Origin of the sequence: Rhizobium sp. SEMIA 4085, from assembly GCF_013004495.1 — a bacterium.
GTDB lineage: Bacteria > Pseudomonadota > Alphaproteobacteria > Rhizobiales > Rhizobiaceae > Rhizobium > Rhizobium gallicum.
Genome location: NZ_JABEPH010000003.1, coordinates 47641 through 71205, shown reverse-complemented (window position 1 = coordinate 71205; position 23565 = coordinate 47641). Strand labels below are relative to the sequence as shown.

General features: G+C 60.8%; 15 protein-coding genes and 1 pseudogene. 11 read left to right on the top strand and 5 right to left on the bottom strand.

What is annotated here, in order from left to right:
• Together C9413_RS32625 and C9413_RS01015 are read left to right on the top strand one after the other, a co-directional pair.
• Positions 1-251, top strand: a 251-nt coding sequence (locus C9413_RS32625) for a hypothetical protein (protein ID WP_210263367.1), incomplete at its 5' end; no start/stop codon positions are given.
• Complete coding sequence (locus tag C9413_RS01015; RefSeq protein ID WP_039846096.1) at positions 248-1369, top strand: DUF475 domain-containing protein; 1122 nt, start codon at positions 248-250, stop codon at positions 1367-1369. The genes C9413_RS32625 and C9413_RS01015, both read left to right, overlap by 4 nt.
• 105 nt (positions 1370-1474) lie before the next feature.
• Here the strand turns inward: C9413_RS01015 and C9413_RS01010 are convergent, their stop codons facing one another.
• The 5 genes from C9413_RS01010 to C9413_RS00990 form a co-directional block, all read right to left on the bottom strand.
• Positions 1475-1645: a hypothetical protein gene (locus C9413_RS01010; RefSeq protein WP_166677317.1), complete on the bottom strand. Its 171-nt coding sequence runs from the start codon at positions 1643-1645 to the stop codon at positions 1475-1477.
• A gap of 153 nt (positions 1646-1798) precedes the next feature.
• Positions 1799-3316, bottom strand: coding sequence for a tripartite tricarboxylate transporter permease (locus C9413_RS01005; RefSeq protein WP_039846994.1), 1518 nt, complete (start codon positions 3314-3316; stop codon positions 1799-1801).
• 11 nt (positions 3317-3327) lie between these two features.
• Positions 3328-3819 (bottom strand): tripartite tricarboxylate transporter TctB family protein, encoded by a 492-nt coding sequence (locus C9413_RS01000; RefSeq protein WP_022715865.1) that lies wholly within the window; start codon positions 3817-3819, stop codon positions 3328-3330.
• Positions 3816-4760: a tripartite tricarboxylate transporter substrate binding protein gene (locus C9413_RS00995; protein WP_170250116.1), complete on the bottom strand. Its 945-nt coding sequence runs from the start codon at positions 4758-4760 to the stop codon at positions 3816-3818. Before C9413_RS00995 ends, C9413_RS01000 begins: the two co-directional genes overlap by 4 nt.
• A gap of 308 nt (positions 4761-5068) precedes the next feature.
• Positions 5069-6133, bottom strand: coding sequence for an ABC transporter substrate-binding protein (locus tag C9413_RS00990; protein ID WP_052451660.1), 1065 nt, complete (start codon positions 6131-6133; stop codon positions 5069-5071).
• A 122-nt stretch (positions 6134-6255) separates the two neighbouring features.
• On the opposite strand from C9413_RS00990, the gene C9413_RS00985 reads away from it, so the two are divergent.
• From C9413_RS00985 to glgB, 9 genes and pseudogenes are all read left to right on the top strand, one after another.
• Entirely contained in the window at positions 6256-8124 is a 1869-nt protein-coding gene (locus C9413_RS00985; protein WP_039846098.1) for a tetratricopeptide repeat protein, read from the top strand.
• A gap of 116 nt (positions 8125-8240) precedes the next feature.
• A complete protein-coding gene (locus tag C9413_RS00980) occupies positions 8241-8918 on the top strand; it encodes a response regulator transcription factor (RefSeq protein WP_039846099.1) in 678 nt (225 codons plus the stop codon).
• The gene (locus C9413_RS00975; RefSeq protein WP_039846100.1) at positions 8915-10297 is read left to right on the top strand and encodes a sensor histidine kinase; all 1383 of its coding nucleotides are present in this window, start codon (positions 8915-8917) and stop codon (positions 10295-10297) included. The genes C9413_RS00980 and C9413_RS00975 overlap by 4 nt, the downstream gene beginning before the upstream one ends.
• 111 nt (positions 10298-10408) lie before the next feature.
• On the top strand, positions 10409-13732 hold the full coding sequence (locus C9413_RS00970; RefSeq protein ID WP_039846101.1) for a transglutaminase family protein: 3324 nt from the start codon (positions 10409-10411) through the stop codon (positions 13730-13732).
• Positions 13733-13746: 14 nt separating this feature from the next.
• Positions 13747-16167, top strand: coding sequence for a circularly permuted type 2 ATP-grasp protein (locus C9413_RS00965; protein ID WP_039846102.1), 2421 nt, complete (start codon positions 13747-13749; stop codon positions 16165-16167).
• Complete coding sequence (locus C9413_RS00960) at positions 16164-17051, top strand: transglutaminase family protein (RefSeq protein WP_039846103.1); 888 nt, start codon at positions 16164-16166, stop codon at positions 17049-17051. Before C9413_RS00965 ends, C9413_RS00960 begins: the two co-directional genes overlap by 4 nt.
• Positions 17052-17427: 376 nt before the next feature.
• Positions 17428-18621 carry a pilus assembly protein gene (locus C9413_RS00955; RefSeq protein ID WP_348648760.1) on the top strand — a complete coding sequence of 398 codons (1194 nt, stop codon included), beginning with the start codon at positions 17428-17430 and terminating at the stop codon, positions 18619-18621.
• Between the two features lie 276 nt (positions 18622-18897).
• Positions 18898-21360, top strand: a pseudogene (locus tag C9413_RS00950) (glycogen/starch/alpha-glucan phosphorylase).
• On the top strand, positions 21357-23564 hold the full coding sequence (gene glgB, locus C9413_RS00945) for a 1,4-alpha-glucan branching protein GlgB (RefSeq protein ID WP_039846104.1): 2208 nt from the start codon (positions 21357-21359) through the stop codon (positions 23562-23564). The pseudogene C9413_RS00950 and the gene glgB overlap by 4 nt, the downstream one beginning before the upstream one ends.
• Position 23565: the final 1 nt, after the last annotated feature.

The window sequence follows — 23565 nt, the reverse complement described above, 5'->3', positions numbered from 1 at the left end:
GCCAAAACGATGCGCATGGTTGCCCCCCGTGCAAAAGCATCGGCTGCCGGACAAACACTGGTGCCGGGCCCCTCTGGCGAGAGTTTTTACGGCGCTCTCGTGATGTCGGTACCGCCTGCAAACAGCCGGCGGATTTTCACTCGATGAAAAAGCTCACAATGCCTCACGCGCATATCCCTTACGATATGCCGCATTTTTCACTCACATCATCCTTCAAGAACGATGTCCGCATTAAAGAGGTGCGGCCATGAAGCAACCCATCAGCCATCAATCCACGCTCGGCTATTTCCGCTGGGCTTTCATCGTCACGGCCGTAGGCCTGGCGCTCGGCGCTTTGCTGGGCTGGCAGTCCACCGGCACGATTAGCGGCATGGCGACTATCTTCTTTATCTGTACGGTTCTGGCCGTGCTGGAGATTTCCCTCTCCTTCGACAACGCGATCGTAAATGCCAACAAGCTCAAGGAAATGACGCCTGTCTGGCAGCATCGGTTCCTGACCTGGGGCATTATCATTGCCGTCTTCGGCATGCGCATCGTCTTTCCGCTGGCAATCGTGGCGATAGCCGCAAGTATCGGCCCGATCGACGCCGTGATCCTCGCCGCCCGGCAACCGGCTGAATATGCGCGCATCATGAACGAAGCCCATCTGCCAATCGCCGCCTTTGGCGGAACCTTTCTTCTGATGGTCGGCCTTTCTTACTTCTTCGACCCGGAGAAGGACGTCCATTGGATCGTCTCTGTTGAAAAACTGATGTCGCGCGGTGCGACGGTCAAAGGCATCGAAATCGCCTTCGTTCTCTTATTGATCCTCACTTTCGCTTCATTGCTTGAAGGCCAAGAAGCGACGACCTTCGTCTACAGCGCGATCTACGGTCTTGTCACATTTTTGGTTGTCGAAGTGATTGGCGCGATGCTGGACGCTTCGCAAAAGGCCATGGCAGAAGCGGCACGCGGTGGGCTTGGCGCATTCATCTATCTTGAGGTTCTGGATGCAAGCTTCTCGTTCGACGGCGTCATTGGCGCCTTCGCCCTGACGCAGAACCTTTTCATCATCGCCATCGGTCTGGGCATCGGCGCGATGTATGTACGCTCGATGACGATCATGCTCGTCGAAAACGGAACGCTGACGCATTACCGCTACCTGGAGCATGGCGCGTTTTACGCGATCCTGATCCTTGCGATCATCATGTACGTCCAGACCCTCTTCCATATTCCCGAAGTCGTCACCGGTCTCGGCGGTGCAGCGCTTATCGGTGTCTCGCTCTGGTCCTCTATCCGCCACAACAAGCGGAAGGAAGCCCGTGCGCAAGCGGAAGCGAGGGCGCAGGCCGAAGTCCATTCACCTGCCCGCGAGCGGCTGGAGGCCTGACATTTCCAAAGCCGCAGCGCTTGTACGCGTTGCGGCCTGACGGACAAGAATAAAGCCCGCGACCAACCGGTTGCGGGCTGTTTCATGCGTGATGTAATCGGGAAACTAGCGGCCGAAATGGTCGAAGGCGTCCGGTGCGATACCGAGAACCTTGAGGTCCCGGGGCTTTGGACGGCGACCCGCTTCGAATGCAGCGCTTACAGCATTTGCGGCGCCGATGACAGCGAAGGCACGGCCGAAGAAACCTTCCCGAATGGACTTGCTGTAGGAGGACATTGTCTTTCTCGCTTTGGCTTCATTATTGACGCCTCATACATGATGCGCTGCAGCATTCTCCACAAGTGACGGGATTTCAGGCCTGCCATGCAAAAACAAGCGGCCGGCTCATGTTCAGGGCCGGCCGCAAGAAAGGGTTCGAGCAGTCTTGGCTTAGTCTTCGCTTGCAGCAAGTTGCGACAGAACTTCGCCGCGGCCGCGTATTCTCAAGATCAACGGGATGATGAAGGCCGCAGCCGCAACGATCAGCAACCCGGCTGCGATCGGCGACGTGACAAGCGTCGTCACATCGCCCTGGCTGATAGCAAGCGCCCGGCGGAGCTGCTGTTCGGCAAGCGGCCCGAGAATCAAGCCGACAACCACCGGGGCGATCGGATAGCCGAAGAGCCGCATGATATAGCCAAGTACGCCAAAGGCGAGCAGCATGCCGAGCTCGAACACCGAGGGATTGGCGCCGATGGTACCAAGCGTCGCAAACAGCAGGATGCCGGCATAAAGCCAGGGCTTCGGGATCGTCAGCAGGCGGACCCAAAGCCCGATCAGCGGCAGGTTCAGAACCAGCAGCATGGCATTGGCGATGAGCAGGCTGGCGATCAGGCCCCATACGAGCTGCGGATTGTTCGCAAACAGCAGCGGACCGGGTTGCAGGCCGTATTGCTGGAAGCCGGCGAGCATGATCGCCGCCGTTGCCGTCGTCGGCAGGCCGAGCGTCAGGAGCGGCACCAGCGTACCGGCTGCCGATGCGTTGTTTGCCGCCTCCGGGCCTGCTACGCCTTCGATCGCACCGTGACCGAATTCTTCGGGGTTCTTCGCCAGGCGTTTCTCGGTCGCGTACGACAGGAAGGTGCCGATTTCGGCCCCGCCAGCCGGCATTGCACCTATCGGGAAGCCGATCAAGGTGCCACGCAGCCATGCCTTCCAGGAGCGGCCCCAATCCTGGGCCGTCATCCAAAGAGAACCCTTGACCGCCTCGACCTTGTCCTCGCCGCGATTGCCTTGGGCTGCGATATAGAGCGTCTCCCCGATCGCGAACATGGCAACGGCAAGCGTGGTCACTTCGATGCCGTCCAGAAGATCGGGAATGCCGAAGGAAAGACGTGCCTGGCCGGTCTGCTGATCGATGCCGACCATCGCCAGCGCAAAGCCGATGAAAAGCGACGTCAGCCCGCGAAGTGCCGAATCGCCGAAAGCGGACGAAACGGTCACGAAGGCGAGTATCATCAGAGCGAAATATTCACGCGGCCCGAAGATCAGCGCCAGTTTGACGATGTAGGGCGCGATGAAGGCAAGGCCGAGCGTGGCTATGAGGCCGGCCACGAACGAACCGATCGCCGCTGTCGCCAGCGCCGGACCGCCGCGACCCGCGCGCGCCATCTTGTTACCCTCGAGCGCAGTCACGATCGAGGCGCTTTCACCCGGCGTATTGAGCAGGATGGAGGTCGTCGAGCCGCCATACATGCCGCCGTAGTAGATACCAGCAAACATGATCAGCGAACCGGCTGGGTCGAGCTTGTAGGTGACGGGGAGAAGAAGGGCAACGGTCAGCGCCGGGCCGATGCCCGGCAAAACGCCGACCGCAGTGCCAAGCGTGACACCGACGAACGCGTAAAGAAGGTTCATCGGCTGCATGGCGACCAGGATGCCCTGGAAGAGGAATTCGAAGGTGCTCATCGCATCCAATCCTAGAAGAAGAGTCTCTCGAACGGTCCGGCAGGCAGCGTCAGCTGCAGCAGCTGCGAGAAAATGATCCAGACGACGAAGCTGAAGACGATACCCGCCGGGATCGAGAGCCACAGCTTGCGACGCCCAAAACCGCGCGCCGTGAAGGCAAAGAGAATGCCTGTGGCAATCGAGAAGCCGGCCGTCTTCAGAAGCAGCATTTGCGCTGCAAGCCCGGCAACAATCCAGATGACGGGAGCGACTTCCTGATGTTCTCGCTCGGGAAACTCATTGCGCAACGCCTCGAAGACGGTCCAGATGCCGAGGCCGATCAACCCGAACGCCACGACCTTGGGCGCGGTAGCCGGCCCGATGCGAGCATATTGGGCGATCGCTCTCATATGCGTGGCGTCCCAAAGCATGACGGCCGCAACGACGAAAAGACAGATAGCAATGATCAGCGCCGCCCAATCCGGGCGACGCTTCGTTGCCAAGGGTGCGTTGCCCCTGCTCATTTAACAAGCCCGATCTCTTTGAGGATGCCTTCGGTTGCGGAGACGTCCTTCTCGAGCTGCGCCTTGAAGGCATCGCCGGCGAGGTATGTGTCGGCCCAGCCCTTCGTCTTTAGGATTTCCTGCCAGCCTGCCGACTTGGAAAGCTTGTCGAAATCAGCGGTGACGGCAGCCGTCTGCTCAGGCGTCAGGCCGGGAGCGGCGGCGACCATCCGCCAGTTCTGCACGCTGACATCGACGCAAGATCCCTCCAGCGCAGAAGCGTCGACCACTACAATGCGTGTATCGCTCGACCCGGCGACACGGCGGAGCTGCCCGGCCTTCACCTGCGATTCGAACTCACCATAGCCCGAAATGCCGGCCGTCACCTGTCCGCCGAGGATAGCGGCCAGCGCCTCACCGCCGCCCGAGAAGGCGACATAGTTGATCTTCGTCGGATCGACGCCGGAGGCCTTCGCGATGAGACCGACCGCGATATGGTCGGTACCGCCGGCCGAGCCGCCGCCCCAGGACACCGAACCCGGATCAGCCTTCAGCTTGGCAACGAGGTCACCCATCGTCTTGATGTCGGACGATGCCGGAACGACGATGGCCTCATACTCGCCGGTCAGGCGAGCGATCGGTGTGACGTCCTTCAGCGTGACAGGCGACTGGTTGGTGAGAATCGCGCCGACCATGACATAGCCGCCAACGATCAGTGCGTTCGGGTTGCCGTTATTCTGGCTGGCGAACTGCGCCAGACCGATGGTGCCGCCGGCGCCCGGAACGTTCTGAACCTGAACATTGCCAGAGATGCCTTCCTTCTGCATGACGGTCTGCAGCGAGCGGGCCGTCTGATCCCAACCGCCGCCGGGTGCGGCAGGCGCCATGATGGTGTAATCGGCCGAATAGGCCGGCAGCGCGATAGCGGCTGCGAAAAGCGTAGCAAGGAAAGTATGCTTCACGATGTGTCCTCCGTGATCGCGGTGAGCGCCGCGTATTGTTCTCAAGGGAATCGAGAAGCGTTGCCGGGCAGCGGACTTTGATCGTCCGCAATAGCGACGGAGACTCCTCCCGAAACGTCTACTCTCCGCCTCCACGAAGAGAAGTACCAGAACCGCACCACATCAAGCTGTCATTTAGCTGACATCGGCAGGATATCCAGCGCCAAGGCCACTTTTTTGCCGTAATTCGGGCATGAGCGCCCGGTTATGCCGGTGGCGTGCATCCCAAATCCACCCCAATAAAGCAGGTAGGTGCGAACGCTATCCACCTACTGTGTCCGCAGCACCTCGTTCCAATGGGCGATCAGCCGCGCGCGCTTGACCTGGTCGAGATAGACCATCAGGCCCGGGCTGACCGGAACGGGCCTGAGCTGGGCACCGAGAAGCTCCTGCAGGGTGTTAGCCGTATTGTCGCCCGCAACCTCGGGGCTGACCGCCGGGATCTGCAGTTTTCGGGCCATGATCGTCTGTCCTTCCTTCGACATGAAGAAGGTGAGATATTGCCGCCCGAGTTCCGGCTCCGCGGCAGCCTGCGGCACCAGCCCGATGCGCGACATCACGACCGTATAATCCTTCGGCAGCACGATGCCGACATCGCGGTGGCGCGACGCCCAGTCCGCCGCATAGGAGCCTAGAATGTTGTAGCCGAGCACGAAGCGCCCGTCGGCTACCCTCTCCAGGATCGCCGAACTCGTCGAATAGAGCTTGACGCCCGCAGCCCCCATCGCCCGGATCACCGACCAGATGTCCCCGAACTGCTCCTGGTCGCGCGCCATGAACAGAAAGCCGACGCCGGAGCGTTCGATGTCATAGGTGCCGATGCGGCCGTAAACCGCGTTGCCTTTGCGCTTCAGGTAATCGACGAATTCCGCCCGTGAACTTGGCACCGGTTCATGCAAGAAGCTCGGCTTGTGATAGACGAAGACGGCCGGCTCGAAGGTGAGTGCATAGGCCGTGTTGCGCCAGTTTGCCCATTTCGGCCATTGTCCGCTCATCGGCAGATTGCTGACCTGCGCATAGCCGTCGTTGGAGAGCTTGACCTGCAGGTCCATCGCCGATGAAAAGGCGAAATCCGCCGTTTTCTTCCCGGCATCCGTCTCCTGCACGATCCGGTCGTAGATCTCGCCCGTCAGCATGTCTTCATAACGCACGGCGACATCCGGATTGGCTTCCTGAAAGCCATGGATCATCGGCTGGGCGAGAGGCTCGTCGAGCGAGGAATAAACCGTCAGCACCCGCGCATCCGCCTTGCCGGATTTCGCGGGATAAAAGGCCTGATCCGCGGCTGCAAAACCGGGACAGAGCAGAAACAGCACAACAAGAAGTCTCCTCATGAGCGCAGAATGCATCACCACGCTTCGCCGGGCAAGGACGAGTGATTGCGGGCGCTGTCTCGCAACGCGACAAGAGCATTAAAAGACGCTAAGCTAATTTAGACAACCGTATGGAGGGGATATTGGAACGACGGCTGAGTGCCATACTCGCTGCCGACGTGGTGGGTTATAGCCGTCTGATGGGTATCGACGAGACCGGTACCCTGCAGGCGCTCAACCGCCACCGCTGCGAGCTGATCGATGTCAGGATCTCCGACTACAGAGGGCGCATCTTCAAGCTGACCGGCGACGGAATGCTCGCGGAATTCCAAAGTGTGGTAAACGCTGTCGCCTGCGCTGTCGAAATTCAGCGCGAGATGGCTGTGCGCAACAAACACGTCCCGCAGGATCAGCGCATCGAATTGCGGATCGGCATCAATCTGGGCGACGTTGTCATCGAGAACGACGACGTCTTCGGTGACGGCGTAAACGTCGCTGCTCGGCTCGAGCGCCTTGCTTTGCCGGGTGGCATTGTCGTTTCCGGCTCCGTTCGCGATCAGGTGGGCACGCGCCTCAATATCGGTTTCGAGTTCCAGGGCGAGCAATCTCTGAAGAACATCAAGCAGAATGTGTCGGTGTTCACGGTTCTCCTCGATCCGCCTTCTGCAACGGCCGGCGCGTCGGACGACCAAACCCGCAATACCTGCTTTATTGCCGTTTTGCCTTTCACCAACATGAGCGGCGATACCGACCAGGAGTATTTCGCGGACGGCATCACGGAAGACATCATTACCGACCTCTCCAAGATATCGAGTCTACACGTCGTGCCGCGGCACACTGTCTTCACTTACAAAGGGAGTTCGCTGAAGGTAAAGCAGCTCGCCCACGAACTCGGCGTGCGATACGTTCTCCAGGGAAGCGTCCGCATCGCCGGCGCGCGTGTACGCATATCCGGCCATCTCATCGATACGGCGAATGGCGACCATCTGTGGGCCGATCGCTACGACCGGAATCTCACCGATATCTTCGCGATCCAGGATGAGATCACCAATTCGATCGTCGGCCAGCTCAAGATCCGGCTCCTGCCGGCCGAGAAGAAGGCCATCGCCGCCGAACCCACGGCCAATATCGAGGCCTATACCTACTACCTGCGAGGCCGCCAGCTATCGCACACCTGGACGAAGTCGTATCTGCAGCTTGCCCGCAGGATGTTCTGCAAGGCTGTCGAGTTGGATCCTGATTATGCGCGCGCCTATGCCGGTATTGCCGATTGCGACGCGGCCATACGCGATTGGGATCCGGAAAATGTCCCGCTCGAAAACATCCTGCAGATGAGCGCCCGGGCCCTCGAACTCGATCCTGATCTCGCGGAGGCCCATGCCTCCCGAGGTCTGGCCCTGCATCAGAACGGCCAGGATCAGCAAGCCATTTCAGCCTTCGAGCGGGCACTTGCACTTGAACCCAATCTTTATGAAGCGAACTTCCACTATGCGCGATTCTTCTTCATGCGCGGCGATTTCGCCAATGCCGTCCGCTACTTCACGCGCGCGGCGCACATCCGCACGGACGACTATGTCTCACCCATTCATTTGATGAGCGCCTACCGCTCGCTCGGGCGCATGTCGGATACGGAAAACTGGGCCAAGCTCGGGCTGCTGCGAGCGGAACGCGCACTGAATCTCAGTCCGGAAAATTCAGGACCGGCCCATCGCGGCGCCCTGGCGCTGGCGCATCTCGGAGACAGGGCGAGAGCAAGGGATTGGGCCGCCCGCGCCATCGCGATCGATCCTGACGACATCGTTGCGCAATACAATCTCGCTTGCGTCTATTCCGTCCTCGGCGACGTGGACGAAGCGATTGATATTCTGGAGAGGCTGATGCCGCGAAGCTCGGTCTACCACATCAAATGGTTCGATAACGACTCCGATCTGGATAACATCCGCAGCGACCAGCGCTTCCAGAAACTCCTGCTGGCAGCGCAGGAGGAACAACCCCGGGAGGTCGCTGAATAGAGCCATTGAGAGTGCCAAACTTTCGTTGATTGAATGACGCCGGCTTTTCTTTTGCTGCTGATGACATCCCCTTTCACGGGCTGTAATCTTCTTTGTTGAACAACAGGAAACCACCCGTGCGCATTCTCCTCACCGAAGACAATATCGCGCTGGCCGACGGCCTGTCGGCGATCTTGCGCGGTACGGGGCATGCCGTCGATGTCGTCCACGACGGTGCATCGGCCAATGCAGTGATCGCGGCGGAAAATTTCGATCTCGTGATCCTCGACCTCAACCTGCCCGAGATGGACGGGCTGGACGTCCTGCGCAGCATGCGCGCCCGGCAGAACCAGGCGGCCGTCCTAATTCTGACTGCACGCGGAGCGCCGGAGGAGCGGGTCCGGGGCCTCGACCTCGGCGCCGACGATTACCTTATCAAGCCCTTCGACATTACCGAATTCGAGGCGCGCGTGCGCGTGCTGCTCCGGCGCCAGGCGGGCCTGCATTCGGCGACGGTGATGTACGGCTGCGTGTCCTTCGACCTCAAGTCCCGCACCTTTTCCGCCGGCAATATGCAGCTTGATATTCCCGCTCGCGAAGTCGGCCTGCTTGAAATCCTCTTCATGCGTGCCGGCAAAGTCGTGTCCAAAGAGGCAATCACCCAGTCGCTGACGGCCTTCGACGATGACATTTCCACCAATGCGATCGAGCAATATGTCAGCCGGCTGCGCAAGCGCCTGGCACCGCATGGATTGACCGTAAAGACCGCGCGCGGCATCGGCTACTATCTCGACAAGCTTCCCGAGGCCTCATGAAAGCCGCCTATTCGCTGAGGCGCCGGCTGCTTTTCTGGCTGCTGATCTCCACCGCCATCATCGGCACGCTGGCGCTCGCCGACACATACCGGGAGGCGGTCGAGACCTCGAACATTGTTTCAGACCGTGTACTTGCCGGTTCGGCGCTCGCCATTGCCGAGCGCGTCGTCGTGGCAGAAGACGGCGCTCTGGAAGTCGACATTCCCTATGTCGCGCTGGAAATGCTGACATCGGCCGCTCAGGACCGGGTGTTCTACCGCGTCGATGGTCCGCCCGGAGCATTCATTACCGGCTACCAGGCGCTTCCGGTTCTCAAGGAAACCAAGGGCGACGCAGCCGTCTTCGCAGACGATGTTTTCCGCGGCGAGCCGATCCGCGTCGCGACGCTTGAGCGCTCCGCCTCAACCGGCATCCGCTCGGTTCCCTTTGTTGTCACCGTTGCGGAAACGACGATCGCCCGCCGTCAGCTGGCACGCGCGATCCTTTTCCGTTCGGCTATCCGCCTTGCCTTCATGATCGCCGGTGCTGCCGTGATCGTCTGGATCTCGGTCACGGTCGCGCTCCGCCCGCTCTACAAGCTCCGGGACGCGATCGGCGAGCGCAGCCCGGACGACTTGCATCCGATCGAGCAATCGGTGCCGAGCGAGGTGCAGCCACTGGTGGATACGGTGAACAGCTTCATGGTGCGCCTGCAGTCAGCCCTTGAGGCGCTCCGGAATTTCACCGGCAATGCCAGCCATCAATTGCGCACACCGCTTGCCATCATCCGAACTCAGCTCGCGCTTTCCGCCCGCGCCGCAACTCTGCCTGAAGCGCAGGACGCGGCCCTGAAGGGCGACCAGGCCGTCGCGCACGCCGAACGCATTCTCGCCCAGCTGCTGCTGATGGCAAAGATCGACGCCGCAACGGCCAAGGAGGCCCTGGCGGCCTCGACGATCGACATCGCCGCCATCGCCCAGGAGATTACCGGCGAACTGATCCCTCAAGCCGCGGAGGCCGGTATCGATCTCGGCTTTGAGGGCGATGGACATGCGATGATCCGCGCCGAACCCCTGCTGATCGGCGAGCTGCTGCGCAATCTTGCGGGCAACGCCATCGCATATGCCGGCAAGAGCGCCGAGGTTACCGTACGGATTGCGCAGGATGGCGAAACCGTACGCCTCGAGGTTGAAGACAATGGTCCCGGTATCGCGCCGGAAAAGCTCGACGCCGTGCGCCGCCGCTTTTCGCGCGGCAACGACACCGAGGCGCCGGGCGCCGGCCTCGGCCTCCCGATCGTCGAGGAAATCGCCAATCTTTTCAATGCGACGCTCACGCTCTCGACTGCGGTGAGCGGCAAGGGCCTCAAAGCCGCCGTCGCCTTTGCAAAAGTGTCGTAAAGGCTTCGCGGCGTTAACCTTTCCGCCTTGCTTTCTTTCGTTGCATTGCACACTATCGCGTCGGGAACAGCAAATGCCGCATAACGATGTGGCGTCGGACAAGGCAAAATAATGTCGATCAAAGCCAGTATCTATCATCTGACGCACTACAAATACGACAGGCCGGTCCGCCTTGGGCCGCAGGTCATCCGCCTCAAGCCCGCCTCGCATTCAAAAACGCACGTGCTCAGTCATTCGCTGAAGGTCACGCCGTCGAACCATTTCGTGAACCTGCAGCAGGATCCCTACGGAAATTATCTTGCCCGCTATGTCTTTCCCGACCCGGTGACCGAATTCAAGATCGAGGTCGATCTCGTCGCCGACATGACGGTCTACAACCCCTTCGACTTCTTCGTCGAAGAAGAGGCCACCAAATGGCCCTTCGACTATCCGCAGACGATCCAGGAAGACCTCTCGATCTACATGAAACCGGAGGCCCCCGGCCCGCGGCTCAAGGCTTTCCTCGAAACCCTCGACTATTCGCCGGGCCAGCCGACCGTTGACATGATCGTCGGCCTCAACGCCCGCCTGCAGCAGCAGATCGGCTATGTCATACGCATGGAGGCCGGCGTCCAGACGCCGGAGGACACGCTTGAAAGCGCCAGAGGCTCCTGCCGTGATTCGAGTTGGCTGCTCGTTCAGATTCTCCGTCACCTCGGCCTCGCCGCACGCTTCGTATCCGGCTACCTCATTCAGTTGACGCCCGACCTGAAGGCCCTTGACGGCCCCTCCGGTACTAAGGTCGATTTCACCGACCTGCATGCCTGGGCCGAAGTCTATCTGCCAGGCGCCGGCTGGGTCGGCCTCGATCCGACATCGGGGCTGCTCACCGGCGAGAGCCACATCCCGCTCGCCGCAACCCCGCATTATAGCAACGCCGCCCCGATCTCCGGCGGCTATTTCGGCGAAGCCAGTACCGAGTTCGCCTTCGACATGAAGGTCGCCCGTGTTGCCGAACACCCGCGCATCACCAAGCCCTTCTCGGAAGAGAGCTGGAACGAGCTCGACGCACTCGGCAAAAAAGTGGATCTTATCCTTAAGGCCGAAGATGTGCGCCTGACGATGGGCGGCGAGCCCACTTTCGTTTCGATCGACGATTTCGAATCCGAAGAGTGGAATACCGCCGCCGTAGGCCCGACCAAGCGGGAGAAAGCGGACAGCCTGATCCGCAGGCTGCGCCAGCGCTTCGCCCCGGGCGGCTTCCTGCATTACGGACAGGGCAAGTGGTATCCCGGCGAAAGCCTGCCGCGCTGGACCTTCTCACTCTACTGGCGCAAGGACGGAAAGCCGATCTGGCAGAATTTGGATTTGATCGCAGTAGAAGGCGCTGACACCGTCGCCAAGGCGGAAGACGCCGAGCGGCTGCTCACCGGCATCGCGCGCGAGCTGGCGATTACGCCTGATATGGTGCTGCCGGCCTATGAGGATCCCGCCGAGTGGATCGTCAAGGAGGGAAGCCTTCCCGAAAATGTCGATCCGTCGAATTCCAAGCTGAAGGATCCGGAAGAGCGCAACCGCATCGCCCGCGTTTTCGAACGTGGCCTGACGGTTCCGACAGGTTATATCCTTCCCGTTCAAGCCTGGAATGCTCAGGCTTCAGGACACCGCTGGATCAGCGAGAAATGGCAGACAAGGCGCGGCAAGATCTTCCTCGTCCCAGGCGACAGCCCTGTCGGATACCGTCTGCCGCTTGGTACGCTCCCTTACGTGCCGCCGTCGCAATATCCCTATATCCACGTCGCCGACCCATCGATCCCGCGCCAGCCGCTGCCCGAAGTCTTCGTGCCCGCCGGCCGCGCCATGCCGGAGGCCTCCTTCCAGCGCGACGAGAGCGGCCAGAGCCGTGTGGAACAGACGCTCGGCGAAATCGGCGGCGCGGTTCGCACGGCGATATCGGTCGAGCCGCGCGACGGCCGGCTTTGCGTCTTCATGCCGCCCGTCGAGCGCATTGAAGACTATCTCGAACTCATTGCAGCCGCCGAAAACGCCGCGGCCGAACTTGGGCTTGCCGTCCACATCGAGGGCTATTCGCCGCCTCAGGACGAGCGCATCAATGTCATTCGTGTCGCACCGGATCCAGGCGTCATCGAGGTGAATATCCACCCCGCCTCGAACTGGCAGGAGTGCGTCGCAATCACCACCGCGATCTACGAAGAAGCGCGGATGACGCGTCTCGGCGCCGACAAGTTCATGATCGACGGCCGTCACACGGGCACGGGCGGCGGCAACCATGTCGTCGTCGGCGGCGCCAATCCGAACGACAGCCCGTTCCTACGCCGGCCCGACCTCTTGAAGAGCCTCGTGCTACACTGGCAGCGGCATCCCTCGCTCTCCTATCTTTTCTCCGGCATGTTCATCGGGCCGACCAGCCAGGCGCCGCGCATCGACGAGGCCAGGCACGACAGCCTGTACGAGTTGGAAATCGCCCTCGCCCAGGTGCCCGCACCCGGCCGCGGCCCGTCGCCGCTTCCCTGGCTGACCGACCGCCTGTTCCGCAATCTCCTGATCGACGTGACGGGCAACACCCACCGTGCAGAAATCTGCATCGACAAGCTGTTTTCGCCGGATGGGCCGACCGGACGTCTCGGTCTGGTAGAGTTCCGCGGCTTCGAAATGCCCCCGAATGCGCGCATGTCGCTCGCTCAGCAATTGATGGTCCGCGCCCTCATTGCCCGCTTCTGGAAAAATCCCGCCGACGGCAAGTTCGTGCGGTGGGGCACTTCCCTGCACGATCGCTTCATGCTGCCGCATTTCGTCTGGGCCGATTTCCTGGATGTGCTTGCCGATCTCAAAGAAAACGGCTTCGAGGTCAGCCCGGAGTGGTTCAAGGCACAACTCGAATTCCGCTTTCCCTTCTGCGGCGAAGTGGAATACGAGGGCTCGAAACTCGAACTTCGCCAGGCGCTCGAACCCTGGCACGTCATGGGCGAGGAAGGCGCGATTGGCGGCACAGTTCGATATGTCGACAGCTCGGTCGAACGACTTCAGGTTCGCCTCGAAACCAGCAATTCCTCACGCTACACCGTCACCTGCAACGGCCGAACCGTGCCGCTGACACCGACAGGGACGTCCGGCGTGTCCGTCGCCGGCGTCCGCTTCAAGGCGTGGCAGCCGGCCTCGGGCCTGCATCCGGTCCTGCCGGTGAATACGCCGCTGACATTTGACATTTATGATACATGGTCGAAGCGTTCGATCGGCGGCTGCATCTATCATGTTGCCCATCCGGGCGGGCGCAACTATGACACTTTCCCGGTAAACGGCAACGAAGCGGAAGCAAGGCGGCTCTCCCGATTCGAACCGTGGGGACATACGGCGGGCGGCTTCATTCCGCGCGCCGAGATGGGATCGCCGGAATTCCCGCTGACGCTGGATCTCCGCAGGCCGGCAGGCATTTGACGAGCTAGGTTTTAATGGGCAAGAAACCGGCAATGGAGAAACGTAGGGACGAGGTTCCAAGGCGCGGCGGCAACGATGCGGCCTTCGGCTATGCGCCCCTGCCCGGCATTGCCGACGAGATGGTCGACAACAACGGCGCCATCCGCCCGGTCTGGCAGCGCTTTCTTGCGGGCTTCGGGGCAATTCCCGAAAAGGAACTGGCCGAGCGCTTCGCCCGAGCTGACCGCTATCTGCGCGATGCCGGCGTATTCTACCGGGCCTATGGCAGCAAGGGCACCGGCGAGCGGTCCTGGCCGCTGTCGCACATCCCGGTCCTGATCGACGAGCGCGAATGGCAGGCGCTTTCGGCCGGCCTGGTGCAGCGCGCCGATTTGCTTGAGGCGATCGTTGCCGATATCTATGGCGACAACAAGCTGGTCGAGGAAGGCTTCCTGCCGCCTGGCCTGATCGCCGCCAACCCGGAATTCCAACGCCCGCTTGCAGGCGTAAAACCCGCGAGCGGCCACTACCTGCATTTCTGCGCCTTCGAGATTGGCCGCGGCCCGGACGGAAACTGGTGGGTTCTGGCCGACCGTACACAGGCGCCCTCAGGTGCAGGCTTCGCGCTTGAAAGCCGCGTTGCCACCACGCGCGCCTTCTCCGATATCTATGCCGAAACCCCGGTTCACCGTCTCGCCTCCTTCTTCGGCGCCTTCCGCGATGCGTTGCAGACGATGAAACATTCCGGCGACGACCGCATCGGCGTTCTGACTCCCGGCCCGGCAAACGAAACCTACTATGAACACGCCTATATCGCCCGCTATCTCGGCTTCATGCTGCTCGAAGGCGAAGATCTGACGGTGGTCAACGGCCGCGTCATGGTTCGCACGGTGGCCGGCCTGAAGCCGATCGGCGTCCTCTGGCGTCGCCTCGATTCCGCCTATGCCGATCCGCTGGAGCTGAACCAGAATTCGCATATCGGCACCCCCGGTCTGGTCGAGGCACTGCGTGCTGAATCGGTGACGATCGTCAATGCTCTTGGAACCGGCATCCTCGAGACTCGCGCCCTGCTCGCTTTCATGCCGACGATCTGCCGCCGCCTGCTTGGCGAAAAACTGCGCCTGCCCTCGATCGCCACTTGGTGGTGCGGGCAGAAGGAGGAGCGCGAACACGTCGCGAGGAACATCGAGAAGATGGTGATCGGTCCCGCCTATTCGCGCGCCCCCTTCTTCGACGATAGCGGCGAGTCCGTCCTCGGCTCGTCGCTGCGCGCAACGGCAAAGGATTCGATCACCGACTGGCTGAACTCCGACGGCCCGAAGCTCGTCGGCCAGGAAGTCGTCACGCTGTCGACGACGCCGGCCTGGGTAGATGGAAAGCTGACGCCGCGGCCGATGTCGCTTCGCGTCTTCGCCGCCCGCACGGCGAAGGGCTGGCAGATCATGCCCGGCGGCTTTGCCCGCATCGGCGCCGGCGATGACGCCGCTGCGATCGCCATGCAGTCGGGCGGTGCGGCGGCAGACGTCTGGATCGTCAGCGACAAGCCGGTCGAGCGCCATACCCTTCTGCCCGCCGAAGGAAGCTTCACCCGCAACATGCCGGGCAGCCTGCCAAGTCGGGCGGCCGACAATCTCTTCTGGCTCGGCCGCTATATCGAGCGCGCCGAAGGGGCGCTGCGCATCCTTCGCGCCTGGCACGCCCGTTACGCCGAAGCTGCCGATCCCAGTCAGCCGCTGCTTGCCGATGTTTCGGAATATCTCGCCGCCGTCGACATCGGCACGGAAGAAGCCGTGCCCGAAACGCTGCTGCGCAACATCGACAGTGCCGTCTATTCCGCCAGTAATATCCGCGACCGGTTCTCGCCGGATGGCTGGCTGGCCCTGAACGACCTAGCCAAGACCGCGCACCGCTTCCAAGTCAGCGTTGCGGCAGGCGACGACGCCAGCCATGCCATGACGATCCTGCTGCGCAAGCTCGCGGGCTTTGCAGGTCTCGTGCATGAAAACATGTATCGCTTCACCGGATGGCGCTTCCTCTCGCTCGGTCGCTATATCGAGCGCGGCCTGCACATGACCCGACTTCTCGGCCACATGTCCGGCCCCGATGCCCCTGATGGCGCGCTGGATATGCTGCTCGAAATCGGCGATAGCGTCATGACCCACCGCCGCCGGTACAACGTCAACACCGCCCGCCTGACCGTCACGGACCTTCTGGCGCTCGACCCGCTGAACCCACGATCGGTTCTCTTCCAGATGAACGAGATCCATCGCGAGGTCGAGCAGCTGCCGAACGCCTTCGTCAACGGCCAGATGTCGCCATTCTACCGCGAGGCCATGCGCCTGCATTCCGGCCTCGCCGTCATGACCCCGGAAACGATGACCGGCGAGTTCTACAAGAAGTTTGAACGCGAGCTCGAGCAGCTGTCCGACCTTCTCGCCCAGACCTACCTCGGGTGACCGCCGTGCTCTACGACCTCACCCTGCACATGGGATACACCTACGACACGCCGGCTTCCGGCGCGCGTCACATCATTCGGCTGATGCCGCTTTCGCTGCCCGACCGGCAGCGGCTGGTCGCAGGGTCGATTACCATATCTCCGTCGCCGGACGAGCAATCGCATTTCACCGATTTCTTCCTCCATCCGGCAACATCCATCCTGCTGCGGTCGCCGCACGAGACGTTGGATATCCGCATGCAGGCGCGCGTGCAGGTCGAAAGCCGTTCGATCGCCGCCGATTTCTCGCCGGACCTCGACCGCCTGCCGAAGGAAGTCGCCGGCGTCTGGTCGCTGGAGCCTGACTCTCCGCATCATTTCCTCGCCAGCAGCCCTCGTCTCACCGAAACCCGCGCCATTTCGGACTATGCCAGGGACTGCGCGCTGCCCGGCCTGACCGTGTTGCAGATCGCCAATGCCTTGTGCACCCGCATCAACAAGGATTTCACCTACGATACGGAAGCAACGACGGTAGATTCCACGGCTCTCGATGCTTTCACTCTGAAACGCGGCGTCTGCCAGGATTTCGTCCATGTGATGATCCTGGCGCTCCGCAGCCTCGGCATTCCGGCGGGCTATGTCTCCGGCTTCCTGCGGACCATCCCACCGCTCGGCAAGGAACGGCTCGAAGGCGCTGACGCCATGCATGCCTGGGTCCGTGTCTGGTGCGGTGAAACCCTGGGCTGGATCGAACTCGACCCGACCAACGACATGCCCGCCGGCACCGACCACATCGTCGTTGCCTATGGCCGCGACTATTCCGACGTCGCCCCTGTCATCGGCGTCTTGAAAAGCTACGGCGGCCATCGCGCCGTGCAGGCCGTCGACGTTATTCCGATCAAGTGATCAAAAGACAGGAATAGCCGTTGCTTCCTGGAGCCTCGCGACCAGCAAGACAAACCCCGTCTCATATGTTTTTGCCCGCCTGAATCCCGAAATCAACCGACCTTGGCGGAAGCATTCGCATGTCTTCCTGGCCTCTGTGTCGGAATGGGCCAATGGCGAGGGAAAGTGTGTAGGACTGAACCAGAACCCGCCGCCACAGACGTTAACGCGCAAAAGCGCCAGCTATCCTCTTGGCGAGAAAGTTATCCCGCAAACGCAGTAGATCATGTCCCGAAATCGCAAGTTACCTGCAATTTTAACGATTACCTTAAGACCTGTGGTAACAACCGCGCTGTAGGTATGGAACCAGCATAAATCCTCTCTTGCTGCAGGTGACATGATGTCTCCCATATCTTTTCTGCGCGCCAACATTGCACGCGTCTTAGGCGATCGTTCCGGCAATTTCGCCATGATGACGGCGATTTTGATGCCAGTCGCAATTGGCGCCGCCGGGCTCGCCGTCGACGTATCCAACATGATGCTTTCGCAACGTCAGTTGCAGGAAGCCTCCGATTCGGCTGCTCTGGCCGCAGCCTCCGCGCTCGTCGCCGAAAAGGTCGATGTGAACGGCGCCAAGGAGCTTGCCAAGAACTTTGTCATCGGCCAGATGTCGAACTACATTGACGATTCCGACACCATCGCTGCCCTAAAGGATGCAATGTCTGTTGTTGTCACAGAAACCGCATCCGGGTCGGGCGGCAAGACTTATAAGGTTGAGGTCAAAACTGCCTACAACATGGACAATAGCGCGCTGATGCGCATCTTGGGCAAGGAAAGCACGGAAATCGGCTCATTGTCCGAAACGCAGAGCAGCACCGAAAACACCGTCACAAAGAGCTCGCTCTCGATGTATCTCGTGCTCGACCGTTCGGGCTCGATGGCAGAGGATACTACGACCTCGCATACGTACACGGAAAGCTACAACTGTGGATCGAAAAAGAACCCAAAGACCTGCGATCGAACCGTTACGGATTACTACACCAAGATCGAGGCATTGAAGCTGGCCGTTTCGAGCCTGCTGACCCAGTTGAATACCGCCGACCCTAATCTGCAATACGTCCGCACCGGCAGTGTCTCTTACAATGACCAAATGCAGTCGGCGTTGAATCTGGCCTGGGGAACGTCTGCCGTGTCAACCTACGTCAACGCTTTGACCGCGATAGGCGGGACAGATTCAAGCGATGCCTTTAAGATGGCATATAGCAAGCTTATCGACCAAGCCGAGAATACAGCGCACTTGAACAAGAACGGCCTGACACCTGACAAATACATTGTCTTCATGACGGACGGCAACAACAATTACACTTCAGCCGATACTGAAACCAAAAATTGGTGCGACTTGGCGCGCGACAAAAATATCACGGTCTATACGGTTGCGTTCATGGCTCCCGATCGCGGCAAGGCGCTGCTAAGCTACTGCGCGACGAGCTCTTCAACCTATTTCGCAGCCGAGAACATGGCCTCGCTCGTCGCGGCCTTTAAGATAATCGGCTCATCGGCCGCCAAACAGAGCATACGCCTCACCCAATAAATTCGGCGCTCATCCTTTCAGGGAAAAGCCGCTCCGGAACAAACCGGGGCGGCTTTTCGTTTAGGGCTAATCTCGCGCATCAGACTGGGAAAACCAATTGAAATCAAGTCCCTTATGCCGGTGAACAGGACGGTTTCGCAAATTTCTGCTTTCGCTAAATCCCTTGTTGCAAGTGCTTGGTAACGATGCATAAACTGCCGTGACCGGCGTGCGTGCAAAGTCGGCTTCGTCAGACGTAACGCACTGAAACTAAATCAAAATTGGCGAGATATGACGATGAACCCCGTTTCCAAGCCGACCATCCCTTCTCCCGCCCCGCGCAGTTCCCGCCCGGAAATTCTAGCCGAAGAAATCATCGAACGTCTGACTTACCGCATCGGCAAGGATGCAAAAGTTGCCAAGCCGCATGACTGGCTGACGGCGACGATCCTCGTCGTTCGCGACCGCATCATTGACAAATGGATGGAGTCGACGCGCAAGGTCTACGCGACAGGCGACAAGCGCGTTTACTACCTGTCGCTTGAGTTTCTGATCGGCCGCTTGATGCGGGATGCCGTCACGAACATGGGCCTGATGGAGCAGGTGCGCGATGCGCTGGCCTCCCTCGGCGTCGATGTCAACGTGATCGCCGGCCTCGAGCCGGATGCTGCTCTGGGCAACGGCGGACTCGGGCGCCTCGCGGCCTGTTTCATGGAAAGCATGGCAACAGTCGAAGTGCCGGCCTATGGCTACGGCATCCGTTATGTCCACGGCCTCTTCCGTCAGCAGCTTGCCGACGGCTGGCAAGTGGAATTGCCGGAAAGCTGGCTCGCGCATGGCAACCCCTGGGAATTCGAACGCCGCGAAAGCGCCTATGAAATCGGCTACGGCGGCACCGTCGACGTCGCCAACAACGCCGAAGGCGAGCCGCGCTATGTCTGGAAGCCGGCAGAGCGCGTCATCGCCGCTGCCTTCGACACACCGGTGGTCGGCTGGCGCGGCAAGCGCGTCAACACGCTGCGTCTCTGGTCTGCCCAGCCGATCGACCCGATTCTGCTCGACGCCTTCAATGCCGGCGACCATATCGGTGCTCTGCGCGAAAGCAACAAGGCGGAAAGCCTGACGCGCGTGCTCTAGCCGGCAGACGCGACGCCCGCCGGACAGGAGCTGCGCCTTCGCCAGGAAGTCTTCTTCTCCTCCGCCTCGCTTCAGGACATCCTGCGCCGCCACCTGCAGCAGTATGACGACTTCACGTCGCTGCCCGACAAGGTGGCGATCCAGCTGAATGACACGCACCCCGCCGTTTCGGTTGCCGAGCTGACGCGCCTGCTGTGCGACGTTCACGGCATGGATTTCGAGCAGGCCTTCGATATCGTCCGCCGCACGATTTCCTACACCAACCACACGCTGCTGCCGGAAGCTCTCGAAACCTGGCCGATCCCGCTCTTCGAACGGCTGCTGCCGCGTCACATGCAGCTGATCTACGCGATCAATGCCAAGATTCTGCTTGAGGCCCGCAGGGAAAAGAACTTCTCCGACACCGAAATCCGGGCGATCTCGCTGATCGACGAGAGCGGCGACCGCCGGGTGCGGATGGGCAATCTCGCCTTCGTCGGCTCGCATTCGATCAACGGCGTATCCGCCTTGCATACCGAACTCATGAAGGTCACGGTCTTTGCGGACCTGCACAAGCTCTATCCGAACCGGATCAACAACAAGACGAACGGCATCACGCCACGCCGCTGGCTGCAGCAATGCAACCCCGGGCTCACCAGTCTCATCCGCGAGGCGATCGGCGACGAATTCATGGATGACGCCGAAAAGCTGAAGCCGCTCGAAAAATTCGCCACCGATCCGAGCTTCCAGGAAAAGTTCGGCTCCGTGAAGCGCGCAAACAAGGTGGCGCTCTCCAATCTTGTGGCCAGCCGCATGGGTGTGAAGCTTGATCCTTCCGCGATGTTCGACATTCAGATCAAGCGCATCCACGAGTACAAGCGCCAATTGCTCAACGTCGTCGAGGCGGTCGCTCTCTACGACCAGATCCGCTCGCATCCCGAACTCGACTGGGTGCCCCGTGTGAAGCTCTTTGCCGGCAAGGCGGCGCCGAGCTATCACAATGCCAAGCTCATCATCAAGCTCATCAACGACGTCGCCCGCACGATCAACAACGATCCGGCCGTCCGCGGCCTCCTGAAAGTGGTCTTCGTGCCCAATTACAACGTCTCGCTTGCCGAGGTCATGGTGCCCGCCGCCGACCTCTCCGAGCAGATTTCGACGGCCGGCATGGAAGCCTCCGGCACCGGCAACATGAAGTTCGGTTTGAATGGAGCGCTCACGATCGGCACCCTGGACGGGGCGAATGTCGAAATGCGCGACAATGTCGGCGCCGACAATATCGTCATCTTCGGCCTGCGCGCCGATGAAGTCGCCGATGCCCGCACCGATGGACACAACCCACGCGCCATCATCGAAAGCTCCCGGGAACTGTCGCAGGCGCTGGCTTCGATTGCCGGCGGCGTCTTCTCGCCGGATGACCGCAATCGCTACGCCCAGCTCATCGATGGCATTTATTCGCACGACTGGTTCATGGTCGCCGCCGATTTCGACGCCTATGCAGCCGCCCAGCGGGACGTGGACCAGATCTGGAACCAGCCTTCCTCCTGGTATGCCAGGACCATCAACAATACCGCGCGAATGGGCTGGTTCTCCTCCGACCGCACGATCCGGCAGTATGCCGATGAAATCTGGAGAGCCGGATGAAAACGCCGAAAGCCGCCCTTGAAGTAAAGCGTCCCTGGGAAATTTCGGCAGACGAAATAACGGCAATCCTTGCCGGTTCGCACGCCAATCCATTTGCCGTGCTCGGCGTGCATGAGGCAGGTGACAGCTACGCTGCCCGCTGCTTCATTCCCGGCGCCGACGAAGTCACCGCCTTGACGCTCGACGGCAGCGTCATTGGTGAACTGACGCAGCTCCATCCGGATGGCTTTTTCGCCGGCCCCGTCGCGCTGGCGAAACGGCAGCCGGTGCGCTACCGCGCCCGTCGCGACGATGCGGAATGGGCCGTCACCGACCCGTACAGCTTCGGCCCCGTGCTCGGCCCGATGGACGATTACTACGCGCGTGAAGGCTCCCATCTGCGCCTCTTCGATAAGATGGGGGCGCACTGGATCAAGCACGAAGGCGCGCAGGGAATCCATTTTGCCGTCTGGGCGCCGAATGCCCAGCGCGTTTCCGTCGTCGGCGATTTCAACAATTGGGACGGACGCCGACATGTGATGCGTTTTCGCGCCAGCGCCGGCATATGGGAAATCTTTGCGCCGGATGTCCCGACGGTCGTCCCTTACAAGTTCGAGATCCGCGGCCATGACGGCGTTCTCCTGCCGCTGAAAGCCGATCCTTTTGCGCGGCGCAGCGAATTTCGTCCGAAGACGGCCTCCGTCGTGGCGCCTGAACTTCTGCAGGAATGGCAGGACGAAGACCACCTCAAACACTGGAGCGAGACCGACAAGCGTCGCCAGCCGATCTCGATCTATGAGGTGCATGCCGGTTCATGGCAGCGCCACCAGGATGGTTCCTTCCTCTCCTGGGACGAGCTTGCTTCCAGCCTCATCCCCTACTGCGCCGACATGGGCTTCACCCATATCGAATTCCTTCCGATTACCGAACATCCCTACGATCCGTCATGGGGCTACCAAACCACCGGGCTTTACGCGCCGAGCGCCCGCTTCGGCGAACCGGAGGGTTTTGCCCGTTTCGTGAACGGCTGCCACAAGGTCGGCATCGGCGTCATTCTCGACTGGGTGCCCGCGCACTTCCCCACCGACGAGCACGGCCTCGGCTGGTTCGACGGCACCGCGCTTTACGAGCATGAGGATCCGCGCAAAGGTTTCCACCCGGATTGGAATACGGCGATCTACAATTTCGGCCGTACCGAAGTTCAATCCTATCTCGTCAACAACGCGCTCTATTGGGCGGAGAAATTCCATCTCGACGGCCTGCGTGTCGATGCCGTCGCCTCGATGCTCTATCTCGATTACTCGCGCAACCACGGCGAATGGATTCCGAACGAATACGGCGGCAACGAAAACCTCGAGGCCGTCCGCTTCCTCCAGGACATGAACACCCGCATCTACGCCGAGCACCCGGGCGTCATGACCATTGCCGAGGAATCGACCTCCTGGCCGAAGGTCTCGCAGCCGGTGCATGAAGGCGGCCTCGGCTTCGGCTTCAAGTGGAACATGGGCTTCATGCACGACACGCTGAGCTACATGAAGCGTGATCCGATATATCGCAAGCATCACCACAACGAACTGACCTTCGGCCTGCTCTACGCCTATTCGGAAAACTTTGTCCTGCCACTCTCCCATGACGAAGTGGTGCACGGCAAAGGTTCGCTGATCGCAAAGATGCCTGGCGACGACTGGCAGAAATTCGCAAACCTGCGCGCCTACTATGCCTTCATGTGGGGTTACCCCGGCAAGAAACTGCTGTTCATGGGCCAGGAATTTGCGCAATGGAGCGAATGGAGCGAGGCAACCTCGCTCGACTGGAACCTGCTGCAATACCGCATGCACGAAGGCATGCGCCGCCTCGTACGCGACCTCAACTTCACCTACCGCTCCAAGCCGGCGCTGCACGCGCGCGATTGCGAAGGCGACGGTTTCGAATGGCTGATCGCCGACGATCACGAAAACTCCGTCTTTGCATGGCTGCGCAAGGCACCGGATCACAAGCCGATCGCCGTCATCACCAATTTCACGCCGGCTTACCGCGAGAACTATTCCATCCGCCTGCCGCTCGAAGGCCGCTGGCGGGAAATCCTGAATACCGATGCCGATATCTACGGCGGCAGCGGCAAGGGAAATGGCGGGCGCGTGCAGGCCGTCAACGCCGGCGGCAGCATCGTTGCGTCGATCACCTTGCCGCCGCTGGCGACGATCATGCTTGAACCTGAGACTTGAA